This is a genomic window from Acidimicrobiales bacterium, from assembly GCA_041394265.1.
Classification (GTDB): domain Bacteria; phylum Actinomycetota; class Acidimicrobiia; order Acidimicrobiales; family SZUA-35; genus JBBQUN01.
The window spans coordinates 537,474-555,563 of the sequence record JAWKIO010000006.1; the positions used below are offsets into that span (position 1 = coordinate 537,474).

At 68.9% G+C, this 18,090-nt stretch carries 4 protein-coding genes; 1 reads left to right on the plus strand and 3 read right to left on the minus strand.

The window, feature by feature from the left end; translation table 11 throughout:
- Positions 1-53 precede the first annotated feature (53 nt).
- Positions 54-1,343, minus strand: coding sequence for an oligosaccharide flippase family protein (locus tag R2733_26730; GenBank protein ID MEZ5380120.1), 1,290 nt, complete (start codon positions 1,341-1,343; stop codon positions 54-56).
- A 142-nt stretch (positions 1,344-1,485) separates the two neighbouring features.
- On the opposite strand from R2733_26730, the gene R2733_26735 reads away from it, so the two are divergent.
- Entirely contained in the window at positions 1,486-6,753 is a 5,268-nt protein-coding gene (locus R2733_26735; GenBank protein MEZ5380121.1) for an amino acid adenylation domain-containing protein, read from the plus strand.
- Between the two features lie 196 nt (positions 6,754-6,949).
- Here R2733_26735 and R2733_26740 read toward each other — a convergent pair whose 3' ends face one another.
- Positions 6,950-7,798 carry an endonuclease/exonuclease/phosphatase family protein gene (locus R2733_26740; GenBank protein ID MEZ5380122.1) on the minus strand — a complete coding sequence of 283 codons (849 nt, stop codon included), beginning with the start codon at positions 7,796-7,798 and terminating at the stop codon, positions 6,950-6,952.
- A gap of 753 nt (positions 7,799-8,551) precedes the next feature.
- Positions 8,552-18,040: an amino acid adenylation domain-containing protein gene (locus tag R2733_26745; protein ID MEZ5380123.1), complete on the minus strand. Its 9,489-nt coding sequence runs from the start codon at positions 18,038-18,040 to the stop codon at positions 8,552-8,554.
- Positions 18,041-18,090 lie beyond the last annotated feature (50 nt).

Genomic DNA, 18,090 nt, shown 5'->3' on the forward strand with positions numbered 1-18,090 from the left:
CCGAAGGTATCGGAGCCTCACTGTCCGTGATAGAGGCTCGGGTGAGATCACCCTCAGTGAGGTTTTACCTGCTCGGGGATCACCGAACGGGCCCGGCGCAGGGCGACCACGAGCAGGATCAGATAGAGAAGTTCGGAGACATACGTCGCCACCGCTGCCCCCTTCCAGCTGTGCTCCGGAATCCACCACAGGTTGAGGACCACATTGGTGAGCGCCGTCACCATGATCGCCCCGCTCACCGCACCGAACCGGCCGACACCCTTCAGCGCATCACCCATCAGCGACTGCATGATCCGCAGCACCGGGAAGCCGCTCATCGACCAGATCACCACGGCCACGCCGTCGTAGTCGTTGCCGAGTAGCCACTCGACGATCAGCGCACCGATCCACAGGGGCGGGAGGATCACGAGTCCGTAGGTCACCATCGGCTTGGCCATGCGGCGGGCGAAGGCCACGGTCGCCTCGATCCCCTCGGCGCCTTTCGAGAAGAATTCGGGGTAAATGGTGGTCGTCACGGCCGACGCGGGCAGCAAGGAATAGCTGACGATGCGGACGCCGACGCCGTACAGGCCGTTGTCCCGCTCGAAGCCCGCCCGTAGCAACAGGGTCTGGTCGATGCCGGCCGACACCGATGTCGAGGTCTGCCCGAGGGCGATGGCGCCGCCCTGGCGATAGTCGGCCGTCGTGGTCGGGATCGACAACCGGGGCCAACCGAACGACCGGACCACCCATCCGGTGGTCGCCGCCGAGACGACGACGGCGCCGACGAGGTTGACCACTGCGTAGTGGCGGAGTTCAGGCTGGTCGACGAAGAACAGCGACGCTGCGGCGACGGGCCGGGCACCGAACACGAACGTGGAGGTGAGCGCGCCCTCCTTGAAGCGCCCCAGGCCCCGCAGCAGCTGGACGTTGACGGTGCCGACGCCCGAGGCCAAGTATTCGGCGGCGGCGAGGGCGGCGATCAGGCTGGGGCTGACGTCGGGCAGGATCACCGCGGTGGCGGCCATGAGCACGCCGAAGCACACGAGGCTCGCCAACAGCGCGGTGCCGAGGCCTCGCCCCCAGATGCGGGCGATGCTGTTGGCCTCTCCTACTGAGGCTGTCAGGTCGGCGCTGCGGAGGCCGAGCAGCATCGCCTCGCCCGAGCCGAACACGGCGAACCCGAGCAGGATGCCGCCCGCCGACACCACGCCGGCGTACACACCGAACTGCTCCGGCGAGAGCACGACGGTGAGGATGGCAAGCGATCCCAGGACGGCGACGGCGCCGAGCAGGGTGCCGACGCCGGTCCACATGGCATCTCGGGATCGACCCGAGGTGAGTCGCTGTCGCAGGCCGAACACCGGACCAGTGTGCAGGGTGAAGTGTCCCGATGCCCAGGAGTCGTTGCACCCGGACTCGCTCCTGTCTGCTTTCGACGTGGCACCATCGATAGCTGTGTCGACCGCTGCCGCTACTTCGAGCGAACTAAGCCCGTTGCGGGAGGTGCCGCCGCTGGACGGCGTCGACGATCTGCTGCCGCTGACGCCGGCGCAGACCGGCATGCTCTTCGAGACGCTGAGCCAGTCCGACCCCGAGGTCTACTTCGAACAGGTGCGGTTCGATCTGGTCGGACCGCTCGACCTCGACCGGTTCCGGGCCGCCTGGCAGCTGGTCCACGAACAGCACTCGATGCTGCGCACGGTGTTCCTGTGGGACGGGCTCGACGAGCCGCTGCAGGCGGTGCTGAGCGAGGTCGAGCTCGACTGGAACGTCGTCGGTGTCGCTGGTGACGATGATGCTGCCGCTGTAAGCGACGGTGCTGGCTCGCCCCGGGAGTGGGCCGACCAGCTGGCAGCGCAACGACGATCCACCGGCATCGACCTGGGTGTCGGGCCGATCTCGAGCTTCGACCTGCTCCCCATCGACGACCAGCGCATGCACGTGATCTGGAGCTTCCATCATCTGTTGCTCGACGGCTGGTCGACCGCCCGGGTCGTCGGCGAAGTGCTCGACCGCTACGAGGGTGTCGACGCCGATCACATCAGTGGGGCCTCGGAGTTCCGGCCGTACCTGGAGTGGTTGGCCGATCGGGATGCCGGCGCAACCGAGGCGTACTGGCGCACGCTGCTGGCCTCGGTCGACGAGCCGACCACCATCGCACCGGGCGGGGCGTCGCCTGGTGGGCAATTCGTCCGGGGCCGCATCGATGCTCAGCTATCGGCGCCCGAAAGTGCGCTCGTTCGTGCATTCGCTCGCTCACAGCGAGTCACGGTCAACACGATGGTGCAGGCGGCCTGGGCCCGAACGCTCGCTCGCTACACCGGGCGCCGAGACGTGGTGTTCGGCGTGACGGTGTCGGGTCGCCCGCCCGATCTCGACGGCGCCGCCGAGGCCGTCGGCATGTTCCTCAACACGCTGCCGTTCCCGGTCAGCGTGAACGAGGGTGACGATGTGGACGGCGACTGGCTGGGGTCGCTGCAACGCCAGCAACTCGACGTGAGCCACCACGGGCATGCGTCGCTGGCCGAGGTCCAACGGTTCGCTCCTGCCGACGGTGCGCTGTTCGACTCGATCCTTGTGTTCGAGAACTATCCGATGCGGGTGGCCCACGAGGCACCGAGTGTGGAGGTCGAGCACTACACGGTCTTCGAGCAGACCCACTACGCCCTCACGGTCATGGCTGGCGACGTTCCCGACGCTGCTTCGGATGCGACGTCGGATGATTCCGACGGCCGGCCGCTCGGGTTCATCGTGGTCTACGACGAGTCTCGCCTGGCTCCGTGGTTCGCCCGCCAGATGGTCGACGACCTCACCGACGAGCTGGTGCGCTTGGCGTCGCCTGCGGACCCGCTCGACGACCTCGCCAACGAACCGGCGCGCTCGGCATCGCCAGCGGACCCGCTCGACGACCTCGCCAACGAACCGGCGCGCTCGACATCGCCAGCGGACCCAGTCGACGACCTCGCCAACGAACCGGCGCGCTCGACATCGCCAGCGGACCCAGTCGACGACCTCGCCAACGAACCGGCGCGCTCGACATCGCCAGCGGACCCAGTCGACTCCTTCTCGGCTGGCGCAGGTGTGCCTCACCCTCGGCCGAGTGATGCGATCGCCGTCGGTGACCCCGAGAAAGCAGCTGTGATCGCCGAGAGCCTCGAGGACGCCACCGTCGACTCAGCCTTCGCCTATCGGGTCCGCATGCACGGCGTCGAGGTCGCCGTCCGCTGTGGTGACGATGCCTTGACGTTCGCCGAGCTGGACCGTCGTGCCCGGCGGTTGGCGGCGGAGCTTCGTGGCCGAGGCGTTAGGCCCGAAGTACCGGTCGGCATCGCCATCGAACGCTCGCTCGACATGGTGGTTGCCATCGTCGGCACGGTGTTGGCGGGCGGCTGCTACCTCGCGCTCGATCCGTCACACCCCGCCGAGCGAACGGCGAACATCCTCACCGACTCGGCCACTCCCCTCGTGCTCGTGGCGGGCGACGCCGTTGCCGAGACGATGACCGGCATCGCCGCGACCGTGGCGACTACAGGCGATGCAGACCGGAGCGGACCTGCGCCGGTCGTGGTCGATGTGCACGACCTGCTGCTCGATGAGCCGCCCGTCAGCGATGAGGCGCACACAGTCATACCGTTGCACCCCCTCACCGGCAAGGACTCGCTCGGGGGTGCCGCCGCCGATCCATCCGACTGCGAGGCGGCCGCTTCGGGCGACGATCACGCCACCGGTACGACCCCGGACTCGACGCTGTTCCTCACGTTCACGTCGGGTTCCACAGGTCGTCCGAAGGGCGTGCCCGTCCATCACCGGGGCGTGTTGGACCGGCTGGCGTGGCAGTACCTGACGCACCCGCCGACCGACGACGAGGTCGGAATCGCGAAGACCACGCTCGGGTTCGTCGACCATCTGTCCGAGCTCTGGGGTCCGCTGCTCGCCGGCCAGTGCGTGGTGCTCGCTCCCGACGAGACGGTGCGTGACGCATCGGCCTTCGTCGAGCTGTGCGCAAGGGAGCGCATCCGGCGCCTCGTGGTCGTGCCGTCCTATCTGGATGCGCTACTCGACTCGGCGCCCGACCTCGGCGAGCGACTCCCCCACCTCGCCCTGCTCACCACGAGTGGCGAGCCGCTTCCCGCAGCCCTGGCTCGCCGGGTGGCCGAAGCCCTGCCGGGCGTGACGTTGCTCAACATCTACGGCATGTCGGAGGCAACGGCCGACGTGACCGTGGCCGAGTTCGCTGCTGCCGAGTTGGCTGCGCTCGACCCGTCGTCGCCGGTTCCGGCCGGGCGGCCGTTGCCGGGGCTGCGCGTGGCCATCACCAGCGAGCATGGCGAACCGTTGCCGTTCGGCGCCGTCGGGTCGATCGACGTGGCCGGCGTCGCCCTGTCGACTGGGTACTGGGAGCGACCGGACCTCTCGGCCGAGCGATTCCTCGAGCGGACCGAGCCCGACGGGTCGACGACCCGGTGGTACCGCACCGGCGATCTCGGCTGGCTCGGCCCCGACGGTTCGCTGCGAGTGGTCGGTCGGTCCGATCAGCAGGTGAAGATCCGCGGCATGCGGGTCGAGCTGGGTGAGATCGAATCAGCGATTGCTCGTCATCCGAGCGTGTCACGGTGTGTCGCCGTGGTGCGAGAGCAGGGCGAGATCGTGGCGTTCGTCGTCGGGACCGCGGGGGCTCGACCGCCGTCAACTGACGAGCTTCGGGCGCACGCGGCCGGACTGCTACCCAGCCACATGGTGCCGGTGGCGTTCCTGCCGCTCGACGACCTCCCGACCACGGCGACCGGCAAGCTCGACCGTCGGGCGCTGGCCGAGCAGGCTTCCATTGCCGCTGTGTCCGGCCCGACCGACACCTCGACCGACCTTGCGGCACCGGTGGGTGATGACGACCTCGCCACGATGCTCGGCCTCTGGCACCACGTGCTCCCCCGGGCCCAGGTTGGCGCCGACACCGACTTCTTCGACGCCGGCGGCCACTCGCTCCTGGCGTTGCGGTTGCTCGCCCGAATCAACACCACGTTCGGCAGCGAGCTGAGCCTGGCCCAGATGCTGCAAGCGCCGACGCCACAACACCTGACGGCTCTCGTCACCGGTGGCTCGGTTGGCAACGATGCCGATCGAGCCGTCGATTACCTGGTGCCGATCCTGCCGGGCACGCGAGGCATCGACGACGGGCGGCCGACGCTCTTCTGTGTGCACGGTGCCGGCGGGAACGTGCTCAACTTCCGGGCGCTGGCCAAGGAACTCGAGCCGGCGTTCGACATGGTCGGCATCCAGGCGCGCGGGGTCGACGGTGTCGCCCAGCCGCACACGACCATGGTCGAGGTCGTCGACGATTACCTGCCCGCCATTCGGGCTCACCAGCCCTCGGGGCCGTACCTGCTGGCCGGGTACTCGGGCGGAGGAACGATCGCGGTCGAGATCGCCCGAGCACTCGAAGCTGCCGGCGAGGTGGTCGAGGCCACGTTGCTGCTCGACACGTTCCACAACGAGACCAGGCCCCGCCCGTTCACCCGGGAGCAGCATCTCCAGCAACTGCGCCGCCAAGGGGTGCGCTATCTCGCCGAGAAGGTGAACGAGAAGGTGCGGCCCCACGAGTCGGAGAACTTCGCCCCGATGGTCGACGCCGCCCGGGCCGAAGGTCGACCGATCCCGCTCGAAGCCCGGGAGTGGTTCATCAAGGGCCGCATGTACGACCTGATCGGATCGCATGGGATCGAGCCGTACCACGGCACCGTGGTGCTGCTCGCCGCCACCGACACCCATCCCGGGCTGGTGCACACCGGCCACGACCACGGCCTGGGCGAGGTGTTCCCGAATCTCGAGATCATCGATGTCGAGGGCGACCACCACTCCCTCGTGGAGGGCCACAACGCCCCCGAACTCGGCCACCTGATCCTCACTCGCCTCGGTGCTGCGCGCACGACCAGCACCCCCGGCGGCTCCGCCCCCGAACCACTCGGTCGCTTGCGTAGCAACGCCGACGCCAACAACGTGACCGACACCGTCAACGGTGCAGGCCATCGCTCGGTGCCCGGCTCAGCATCGGTGACTGCCTCAACCACTCACGATGCCGACACTGCGCTCGATGCTCGGACCCACGTCTACCGGCACCTGCCGACCGGGCTCGATGAGTCGCCGCTCCTCGCTCGGTATGTGACCGCAGGTCAACGTGTGCTCGACGTCGGCACGGCCGCCACCGGTCGCAGTGCGCTGGCGCTCGAGCGTCTGGGGGCCGACGTAGTCAGCATCGAGGTCAACCACGATGCGATCAGCGAGTTCGCCGACAGCGACGAGTTCGCCGCCTCGGCCATCCGTCTGACCACCGCCGACATGGCCAGGCTCCCCTTCGCCGACGCCAGTTTCGACACGGTGCTCGTGGCCTTCCACGGCTTTGACTATCTGGTCGACCCCGCCGTCCGGGCCCAAGCCATCGCCGATCTCGCTCGGGTCGTTCGCCCCGGCGGGCACTTGATCTTCAACTCGTTCAACTCGCTCGGGATCTTGGCCACACCGACCGGGGCGAAGTCACTCGCCAGCTGGAAGCGACGCCTGCGGTTCCTGACCTCGGGTGAGTTCGCCCGCCGCCGACTGGTCGACGACAACGGCCTCGCGCTCCACCACGCTCGTCCCGATCAGCTCATCGCCGAAGTCGAGCAGTCGACCCCGCTCCGCTTCGAGACCATGACGACCTTGTTCGGCGTCGAGCGCCACCGCCTCCTCGTCACCGCCCTCGCCCCCGAACCCCACTACGTCTTCCGGCGCCCCTGACCCCGGCGCCACTCTGCGCCCCGCCCGCGCCAACCTCACACCGACACCCACCCGTTCTGTGCGTCAAAGTCCTCGCGCTCACCGTTCTGTGCGCCAAAGTTCCCGCAGCCGGGAAGAATGAGGCACAGTCCGGCTTTGCCGGTGGGTTTGACGCACAGAAACGTCAGCTCGACCGGGCTTGAATGCGGCGCCCGGGTCAGAGGTCGAGTACGAGGGCGCGGTGATCGGAGACCTCGGGTTCGGCCAGCGCCTCGAATCGTCGGACACGGGAGGGATCCGACACGAGGAGGTAGTTCGCGTGGCGACTCGGCTTGGTGTAGCGGCTGGTCCGAGTGTCGGCCGTGCCAACGAGATCGGCGAGGCCGATGCCCGCCAAGATCTCGAACGTCTCGCTCCCGGGCAACAGGTTGAAGTCGCCGCACACGACCGCGAGATCGCCCGGCTCGCGGACCGATTGGATGAGTGAGACCAGCCGCTGTGCTTGCGCTCGCCGTTCCGGTGTGTCGCCCTTGCCCGACGGATCTCGCAGTCCGTGGAGGTGGGTGACGGTGACCACGGTGTTGCTCGATCGGTCGAACACGCGCACGGCCTGGGCCAATCGAGGCCGGTCGGCGATCTGCCACTCAACGTGGTCGACGAAGTGTCCGTGGACGAAGTCCGCTCGCTCCCCGATGACCGGATGCGTCTCGGCCACGAACATGGCAAGGCCGAAGTCCTGACGATGCTCGACCCCGTCGTCGGTGGTGACGGGACCAGCATCGCTCACCACGAACGAGGCTCGGTGTCGGGGCAGCAGCCGTCGTACGTCGTCGAACAGACTGGCGCGTTGGGGAAGCGACCGTTCACCGTCGGCGAAACGGGTCGACCCTCCCAGTCCAGCGACGCGGGTGACCTCCTGCAGACACACGATGTCGGCGCCACAGGTCGGCAACCATGCCGCGAGTTCGGCGAACATTGCGCCACCCCACGCGTTCAGTGAAACGATGCGCACAGCACCCCTCGTGACGGACCCACTGCTGGCCAACGGATCTCGGCCCGCACCCACGGCGTCGTCATCATCGCTCCCCCTTCGCTCGACATCCGCCAGTATCCCAGCCTTCGCCTCGGACCACTCCGCCCGAAGTGGCAGGACGGGCCGCCCAGGCGGCCCGCACCCGGCACGTCAGCGCCAAAGACGGCCCCCTCCCACCACCAATCCCGGACCAACCACCGGCACGGGCCACATCTCCGGTGCCCCCGTGCCGCAAACGGCACCCTCCCGACGCAGCAGCGATGACCAGGGCTCACCCGAGCCGCCAGACCCACGACCGGCCGCATCGGCGGCACCTCAGCGCCAAAGACGGCACCCTCCCACCACCGATCCCGGACCAATTACCAACCCGCACCCATCTCCGGCACCTCAACACCGCAAACGGCACCCTCCGATCGCAGCAGCGATGACCAGGGCCAGCCCGAGCGGCTCGCACCCACGACCGCCCGCATCGGCGGTACCTGAGTGCCGAAAACGACACCCTCCCACCACCGATCCGAGACAGACTGCCAGACCGGGCGACATCTCCGGTACCTCGACACCGCAAACGGCATCCTCCGGTCGCAGTGGCAACGAGCGGGACCGCCGGCAAGGCCAGACTCACGGCCGGCCGCATCGGCGGTACCTCAGCGCCGAAAACGGCACCCTCCAACCACCGATCCGAGCCAGCCGCCGGCCCGGGAGACATCTCCGGTACCTCAGCGCTGCAGACGGCACTCTCGTACCGGAGATGGCCTGGACCACCTCCGGGGGCGGCGATCGGGGCCGTCAGCCGGTGGGCGGCTTCGAGTCGGTGGCGCGGGCGAGGAGGTCAGTGACTCGACGGAGGGCGGAGGACGACAGCGAGACCAGCTCGCGCTTGCCGACGAGCGAGGGCGAGATGGCGGCCGGCGGGAGCGGCGCCTCGTCAGCCTGGGCGACGAGATCGGCCAGGATCGCGTCGGCCAGGGCGTCGAGCTGGCCGGGTGGATGGTGACGGGTGCCGTCGACCTCGACGTGCAGCTCACCACCCTCGACGAAGGCCAGGATCCCGAGGTCGTGGAACCGCGGGTTCGATGGGTGGATCGAGGTCGTCATCGGATCGGAGCCGGCGAAGACGTCGTCGTTGGCCGACGGCGCGTCGACCCGCCCGAGGAACCCGACCACCACCGACGGGAGCGGGCGATACGCCAGCCCCGAGGTCGGGTCGAGGTAGCGACCGATCCCGAAGCCGATGCCCCGATCGGGGATCCAGCCGAGTGTGTCGGCCACCGATCGGCGCAGGTCCACCGGCTGGACGTCGACGGCCAGAGGCACCGAGATCGGATGATGGCTGGTACACCAACCCACCGTGCGGCTCAGGTCGAGTCCGGCACCAGGGACGAGCGCCTCGGATTCTCGGCCGTGACCTTCCACGATCGCGTCGAGCCGATCCCAGCCGAACACCGAGCGACCGGCGACCGCCAGCGCGTAGAGGATGGCTCGTTCGTGGCCACGTCGGCGGAGCATGGCGGTCTGCCCGCTCGGGAGCGTGCGCCGGACCGAGAGTCCATCGGCCTCGGTCGCAGCAGCACTCCTGCTCGAGGTCGCCGGGACCATCTCGTGCCACAGCGGATAGTGCGGGCGGACGGCCGCCAGCACTGCCGACGAACCGAGCACTCGTGCCCAGTCGCTCACATCGCCGCCCGCCTGCGGAGCCGCCCCCGATCGATACGCCTCGGCCCAGTCGTCGAGCAGCACCGACCACGACACCCCATCGACCACCAGGTGATGAGCGACGATCAGGCAGCGTCGGCGACCGCCGGCCACGAACGTCGCAACTCGAACAGTCGGCCCGTTGGCCAGATTGATCCGAGATGCAACCTCGTCGGCGTACGCCGCCCACGAAGGCTCGGGCTGACCGGCATCGCGTCCAGTGCGGGACTCGACGACTGGAACCGCACCAAGGTCCTGGCGGACGACGCCACTCATGGAATCACCGACGGCTCCCCCCAGTGCATCGTGCTCAGCCCTCGCAGGAGAACTCGTCGCGTCCGCACCGTCGGACAAGGGGCCACGAGGGTCGACGCCGTTCACGGATTCACGACCAGCGTCGGTGCGGAGACCGTCGTGCGCCGAGGAGGCTGATCTGGCCGACCCGGACCTGGAATCGGCAGTGAGGTCGTGGCGCTCGATGCCGATCAGCGAAGGCGAGTCAGAGGGCTCGACGTCGATGACCCAGCCAGCCTCCGTTCGTCGGAACCGGTGCCGGAGCGCAGGGTGGACGAGCGGAAGCGTCCGGGCTGCCGACTCGAGCCGATCGAGGTCGACGTCGTCGGCAAGATCGAGCCACCGGTACTGGGCCCAGTGATCGAGATGGGTGAGCTCCTGATCGAGCAGCCAGCGCTGGATCGGCAGCAGCGGCGGGGAGGTCGACGAGGCGGCGTCGGTGTCCGTACCTGGCGCCGTGTCCGTACCTGGCGCCGTGGTCGCCGTCTCCGGGCCAGTGAGCTGATCGGCCGACGCAGCCCGGTGCTCGCGAACTTCGAGACCGGGATCGCTGGTCGAGGCGAGATGGCCCGCCAGTGCTCGCACGCTCTGATGCTCGAACACATCCCGAGGCTTGAGATCGAGTCCCAGCCTGCGGGCCCGAGCCACGATCTGGATGCTGATGATCGAGTCGCCGCCGAGGTCGAAGTAGTTGTCGTCGAAACCGACCGCCTCGACGCCGAGCGCTTCGGCCCAGAGCACCGACAGCTGGTCGGCCACGTCGGCGTCGGGGTCCGCCGTCTCGGGCACCGTGGCACCGAGCGAACGGTCGGCCACCGGCTCGGCTCCGCTCTCGTCGGCTCCCGATCGGTCAGCATCGACCGACAGCCCGCCCGGCGAGTCCTCACCTGCCTTGGACGATCCGGGGGCGGCTATGCCGACTGACTCGGTCGTGGTGACCACCTCAGACGCCGGCGCCAACGGAACGTCGAGCATTGCGGCCACGATGTCGGTCGGCGCCACCTCGGCCGCCACCGCTACTGGGGGCGCTCCCCCGTCCGCCTGCGAACGAACCGGCGGAACCACGAGCGACGAGCGGTCGATCTTGCCGTTGGCGTTGGTTGGGAGGGCATCGACGAAGACGTACACGCCGGGCCGCATGACCTCGGGCAGCAGCGCCGCAGCATGCGCTCGGAGCTCGTCCTCGGCGACCGGTCGATTGGTCTCGAGCCACACGCCGAGGGTCGGCGCCGGACGATCAGGCGGCTCGACCAGCGTACACACGGCCTCGTCGACGGCCGGGTGGGAGCGCATGACTCGCTCGATCTCGCCGGTCTCGATCCGATGACCACGCAGCTTGATCTGGTGATCGATCCGGCCGTGGAACGCAAGTGCTCCGTCGTCGAGTTCGAGCACCCGGTCGCCGGTGCGATACCAGCGCTCGCCGTCGACCTCGACGAAACGCTCCTCGGTGAGGTCGGGCCGCCCGAGATAGCCGAGCGCCACTCCCCGACCACCGATCCACAGTTCGCCGTCGACCACCCGTTGCGTCGCACCGGGAATGGGCCGGCCGATCGGCACCGTGGCGTCGGCACGAACCTCCGGTCCGAACGTGTAGGCGTGGCTCCACACCGCCGCCTCGGTCGGGCCGTATTCATTGTGCAACCGAACGTGCGGGAGCCGCTCACGGTGCAGGTCGACCACCGCCTGCGAACACTCCTCGCCGGCAACGATGGCATCGCGCAGCGACGCCAGCTGCGACGGTGCGTTCTCGCTGATCAGCAACCGATACAACGAGGGCAGCGCCAGCAGCTGGGTGACCTGGTGTCGCTCGATCAACTCGCCCAGGTGAGTGACCTCGGTGTGCAGCCCGTCGTCGGGAAGCACCACGGTGCCACCCTGGCTCAGCGCCCACCACAGACCGGCGAACGATGAATCGAAGGCGAACGACGACAACACCAGGAACCGCTCGACCGGCTCGGGGTAGAACTCGGTACGGGCCAGCGTGGTCGCCACGATGTTCGCGTGGCGCACCACCACGCCCTTGGGTACGCCCGTCGAGCCCGAGGTGAACAGCACATAGGCCGGGTCGTTGGCCTCGACCGGCGGACCGACGTCGAATGAGCTGGCATCTGCATCGGCCGCAGCGGGGACCGCAACCACGTCGACGGCCGACCACCCAACCAGCGATGCATCGGTCGAGACGACCAGGCTGATGCAGGCGGTCTCGATGATCGTCGACAGCCGGGCCGACGGTAGAGCTGGATCGAGCGGGGCAAACGCGGCACCCGTCGCCATCACCCCGAGCGCTGCGATCGCGAACTCCGAGCGACGGCTGGCATCGATACCAACCACCGACCCTGAACCGACCCCACGGCTGCGCAGCTGCTCCGCCAGCGCACCGGCGCGAGCGACCATCTCGCCGTACGACAGCATCTCGCCCTCGCAGACGACAGCCGAGGCATCGGGCCGTTCGGCGGCGACATCGAACACGAGCTGGTGCAACGGCCGCGCCTCGACGGCCGCAAGTACCTGGTTCGCAGCGGCTGAGGTGGCTGCTCCGCGATCGAGCACCTCGGCGGCGACGCCGTTCTCGGCAAGCTCGGAGGAGTCCGCTGCGACGGGCTGCAGTTGCAGCGCGACATTGTCGGCGTCTGCTTCACCAACCTCGTGCCCGGTCGAGGTGGCGGCGCTTAGCGCGGCGGCAACGGCGTCGACGACTTCACCAGCGCCGGTCCCGCTACCAACCCGGTCGTCGAGGCGGTTCTCGATCGTGGCCAACAGCTGATCGGCCAGGACCGGGGTCAGCGTGCCGCCCTGGTACTCGACCGCAAGTGTGACCGACTCGCCTTCCAGTTGGACGAAGAACGTCACCGGGGCGACTGACGAACCGGTGCCGATGATCTCCTGCGTGACACCGTGCTCGCCGAGACGGATCGGGGCCGTCTCCTGGAGGGCGACGAGCACGTCGAGGTCGAGTGGGTCGAGTCCGGCCTTTCGACGGTCGGCCACCATCGCCGAGTACGGGTAGGCCCGATGGGCGAGTGCAGTGCGAACGGTCTCACCGGTGTGGCGGAGCAGGTCGTCGGCGCCCAGGTCGAGCACGATCGGCAGTGGGTTGATGAAGTACCCGATGAGCGGCCGGGCGGCCACGTGATCCCGAGTGGAGCCGACCATGCCGATGGCCACCCGGTCGCCGTCGGTGACGTCGCCGATCACCGTGGCGATCGTGGCCAGCGCCGTCACGAACGGGGTGGCACCGTCAGCGCCGGCAAGCTCTGAGCGCTTCAGCGCGATTGGTCGGTCCACGTAGCCAGCCTGGGTGGCCGCGTCGCCCACGGCGGGCCGGGCCGCAGCGTCAGCGTCGACGGGACCTTCTCCTACCGTGCCAGTCTCCGTGGCCGGGCCGCTCGTGGCAGGTCGGGCCGCAGCGTCGGCGGCATCGGGGCCTTCGCTTGCCGTGCCAGCCCCGGTCGCCGGGCCGCCAGCTGCGGCTTGGGCCGCAGCGTCGATGCCATGGGGTCCTTCGTCTGCGGAACCCACGGGAGCCGCGCCGAGCCCGGCCGACCAGTGGGGACGAGGCAACGCCTGCCCGTCGTTGACCGACAGCCAATGGTCGCGGGCCCGGTCACGGGGTTGCTCGGCCTGCCAGGCGGCGACGTCGGCGTAGTCCACCTCGAGCTCGGGCAGCGACTCACCTCGGTAGGCGGCGTCGAGTTCGCTCCACAGCAGGTCGAAGCTGGTGGCGTCGATCGATAGGTGGTGCACGACGAGGGCGACCGACATCGCTCCCCCATCAGCCTCACCGGGCGCAGACGCGATCGGCTGGAGACGGCACCGTAGGAGCGGCCCGTGGTCGAGGTCGAACGGCTGCGACTGCAGCGCCACGGCGCTCGCTCGGATCTCGTCCGGCATCGCCGGCAACGGGTCGATCACCAGATCGATCGCCTCGTCTGGGGTCAACCGCACCCGGGGGAACCCGAACGTCCAGTGCAGCGGGACGTGTCGATCGACGACCGTACGGAGGGCAGCAACGAACCGCTCGACATCGAACTCCCGATCCTCGCCACCCTCGACCCGATACAACCGGCAGATGTTGTACCGAGGGTCGTCGGGCGCGTCGAGGTGCTGGAACAACAGCGCCAGCTCGCCCTCGGAGAACTGTGGCGCCGCACCCGGCAACCGAGCCTCGGGGCCCGACTCGCCAGACGCCGTCCCGCCAGTCGCCGTCAACACCTCGATCGCCTCGGCCAGCAGCCGTGGCGTGGTGTTGGTGAACGCCATCTCCTCCGGTAGCACGACGCCGAGCCGCTCCCCCAGGTCGACGATCATCTCGAGCGCCATGAGCGAGTCGCTGCCCAGGTCGAAGAAGTCGTCGGTCGCGCTGATGGGCTCGATCCGCAGCACCCGCTCCCACCGCTCGACCACGAGCCGTTCGAGGTCAGACGTGGCCTCCACATGCAACGCCGGACCAGGCCGGTGTACCCGCTCGGGCGCCGGCAAGGCTGCCGTGTCGAGCTTGCCGTTCGTCGTGGTCGGCAGTTGCTCGACCGCCACGTACGCCGCAGGAATGGCGTGTGCCGGGAGCAGGTCGGCCAGGTGGTGTCGCAGCGCCGCCGGCTCCGGCATCGAGTGCCCCTCGGCCACCTCCACCCACGCCGTCAGCACCTCACGAGGTTTCGGCTGGTAGTCGATCTCGGCCAGCATCGAACGCACCACGTCGAGGTCGTCGCGATCGTCGAGCTCGGCCAGCGCCTCGTCTCGGGTCTTGTGCCCGAGGCGCACGTCCCACGCATACGGCTCGGCGTAGTTGTGGTAGCCCTGCTCGATCAGGTGACTGTGGATGCCCGCCGCATTGATCAGACAGTTGGTGGAACGCCCGGTGTCGCTGGGCCGCACCCACGGCGCCGAGTGGTCGAGGAAGTCGAGCATCTCGGCCAGTTCGACGTCGACATAGCGGTAGAAGTCGACGTAGCGGATGCGGTCAAAGAGGTCGCCGTCGTCGAACGCCGACTCGGCGAACACGCTGGTGTCGAGCAACCGGTTCGGGACATCGTCGCTGCGGTGGTACGCCCGACGAGCCTCGACCACGGCCCGGTCGATCGCCTCGGGGTCGAATCGGTCGCCGCTGAACTGCTGCGGGATGAGGCGGGTCTCGAACAGCTGCCCCCGCGACAACCCGGTGACGATCACGGGCACGCCCTCGGCCACCGCCCGGTTCGTGGCGAGCGTGTAGATCGCCTTGTAACAGCCGTTGCACACGTTCGAGAACCGCTCGAGGCTGTCGCGGAAGATCTCGTTCATGGCCGGAGTGGTCATGAACTCGTGGTCGATGCCGAGGTCCGCAGCCGAGCGGCGGGCGTTGGCCATCGCCTCCTCGGAGATGAACCCGTTGTCGAGAGTGAGCGCCAACACCTCGAAGCCCAGCTCGACCAGCTGGTACAGGGCGTACGTCGAGTCCTTGCCCCCGCTCAGCAGATGGATGGCGTCGTACCGACCGGTCCGCTCGGCCCGTGCCCGGTCGCGGATGGCGACCAGGTCGTCTCGGGTACCGAAGTACGAGGCGGCGGCGACCTTCACCCGATCGTGCGAGTGGCACACGTTGCAGACACCGTTTGCGTCGAACGTGGTGCTGGGCACCCGTGACGACAGACCGCAGCGAACGCAGTAGCTGACCGCCGTCGCCTGCACCGCCTCGGCCGGCGACCACACGCGCACGGCGGCGACCGAGATGGCGGGGTGCGCGGCGAGGGCTTGCTCGACCTCGCTCGGGTCGAGGCGGATGCCACCGATCTTGACCTGCTCATCGGCCCGACCGAGGTAGACGAGCGTGACTGGATCACCGACGAGGCGAACCAGATCGCCCGAGCGGTACCAACGCCGGCCACCCATCTCCACGAACGGATCATCGGTCGACGGACCTGCGTCGCTCGACCCGAGGTAGCCGTTCGTCACCCCGGCGTGGCTGATGTAGAGCTCGCCGACCGCCCCGATCGGTACCGGCTGGCGGTAGCGATCGAGCACGGCGAGGCGAACGCCGGGCGCAGGCACACCGATGGGCACGTCGGCCAGCGTCTCCGTGGACGATGCCAGGTGGATCATGCAGCCGACCACCGCTTCAGTCGGTCCGTACTCGTTGAACAGCACGAGGTCGGGATGCCAAGCCCACAGCCGACGAGCGAGTCTGGTGGTGAACGCCTCACCACCGACAACGAGGGTCCGCAGCGCATGGTCGTCGGGCAGCCACCGCAGCAGCAGGTCGAGGTGTGACGGTGTCGCTTTGGCCCAGGTGATGTCGGGTCGCTCAGCAATCGCCCGCACCGCCGCAGGGCCGTCGGCGTCGATCACCACCAGTCGACCACCGGCCAACAGTGGAGCGAACAGCGTGGTGACGGTGAGGTCGAAGGTGAGCGCCGTGAAGAGGGCGGCCACCGGCGCCGCATCGAAGTACGACGTGCGGGCGAAGTGGACATACCCCGCCAATCCCCACTGCGTGATCGGCACACCCTTGGGTTCACCGGTCGACCCCGAGGTGAACAGCAGGTACGCCTCGTCGTCGGTCCCGATGGCAGGGCGCTCAGTCCGCACCGATTCCCCCGCAACGTTGGTGCCAGGAGCCTCGATTTGATGTTCTCCGCGCCAAAGTTGCCCTCGGGCCCCATCGTCGGTGAGGGTCAGCACCGTGCCCGCTCGCTCGGTGAGCGAGTCGAGCCGGGCGCGGGGCTGGGCCGGGTCGAGCGGGACGTACGAAGCGCCGAGAGTCATCACGGCGTAGATGTCGATCACGGTGTCGACCGAACGACCCCGCTCGACCGCCACCCGGTCACCGGCGCGCACCCCGAGCCCAGCGAGCTCGGCGGCCCGAGCGTCAACCCGCTCCCACAGCTCGACACCGGTCAGCGGCGACGAACCATCGGCCGCTTCGATCACCACGTCGGTCCGAGCGCTCACGGCGCTGCGCAGCTGCTCGATGACCGGACCCCGAGGATCGACCGGCGTCGGGCCGGTGCCCCAGGCGACGAGTTGCGCCGATTCCTCGGGGGTCACGATCGAGCGAGCGCCGATCGGCTCGTCGAGTCCGTCGAGGAAGGCATCGAGCGTGGCCAGGAAGTGCTGGGGCGCGAGACGGGCGTGTTCGGGACCGGCGGCGGCCTCATTCAGGTCGAGCGCCAGCTGGAGCTCGGGGCCATAGCCGGTGAGCTGCACTCGGAGGAGGTGGGTGGGGTCGGTGGCACCGGCGTGGATCCACGTGGTCGAGGCCGGGATCAGGCTGAAGTCGCCGTAGCCCATGTTCGGGATGACGTTGACGACGGTCTCGTAGTCAGCTGGTGCGCTCCGCCCGAGCTCGGCGTTCCGCAGCGTGGTGAGGATCGAGCGGCCGATGCGCTTGTGCAGTGAGCGGGCGGTGTCGTCGGGTTCGATCGTGATGTCGACACCGAAGACGTCCATGACCGGTCCGACCACGTCGCGGGCTTCAGGGGTCGAGCGGTTGTGGACCGGCATGCCGATGGCAAACCGGTCGGCACCGGTGAGTCGGTGCAGGTACAGCGCAGCGGCGCTGATCATCAGCGTGGTCCAGCCCAGTTCGACGCTGAGCATGCGAAGGTCGCCGTCGAGCAAGGCCCGGGCTCGAGTGAGCCGGTCGGCAGGGTCGACCTCGACTCGGCGACTGCGTGGGGTCGGCTTGGTGACGGCGTCGTAGAGCCGTCCGATCTTCGGCGCTTCGCGGCGGGTGGCCCAGAACTGGTCCGCCTTCGCTGCACGCGGCGACGGCGTCCGAGTCGCCTGCCGGTACCACTGGTAGTAGCTGTCGTTCGGCCCGGCCGCGGGCAGCGCCGTCCCGGTCAGCAGTGCGTCGTAGGTCGCACCGACGAGGCCGAACACCTTGGCGGCCGAGGTGGCATCGATGGCCACGTGGTGGAAGGCGAGGTACCACGAGCTGGTGCCGTCGTCGTGACGAAGCAGCACCGAGTCGGCGGGGCCGACGGTCAGGTCGATCGGCCGGCTCGCCCGACGAGCGGCCCACTCAGCCACCTGCGACCGGTCGAGCTCGATCACCTCGGTGGTCGCCGCCAACTCTCCGGGCGGGGCAACCTGCGCCACCACACCACTGTCGGCGTCGACGATCCGGGTGCGCACCGCATCGAACCGGTTGACGACCGTGGTGAACGCCCGAGCCAGCGCGCTCGGATCGATCGGACCGTCGAGGTGCGACACGAGCGCCATGTTCTGGTGCGGCGAGTCGGGATGGCGCCGTTGCGACGCCAACAGCCCGCGTTGCATCGGCGTGAGCTGGGTGCCGAGTCGCACCGCGGTAGCCGAAGCTACGGGCGCGTCTGCCGGCGACCTGTCGACGGCCG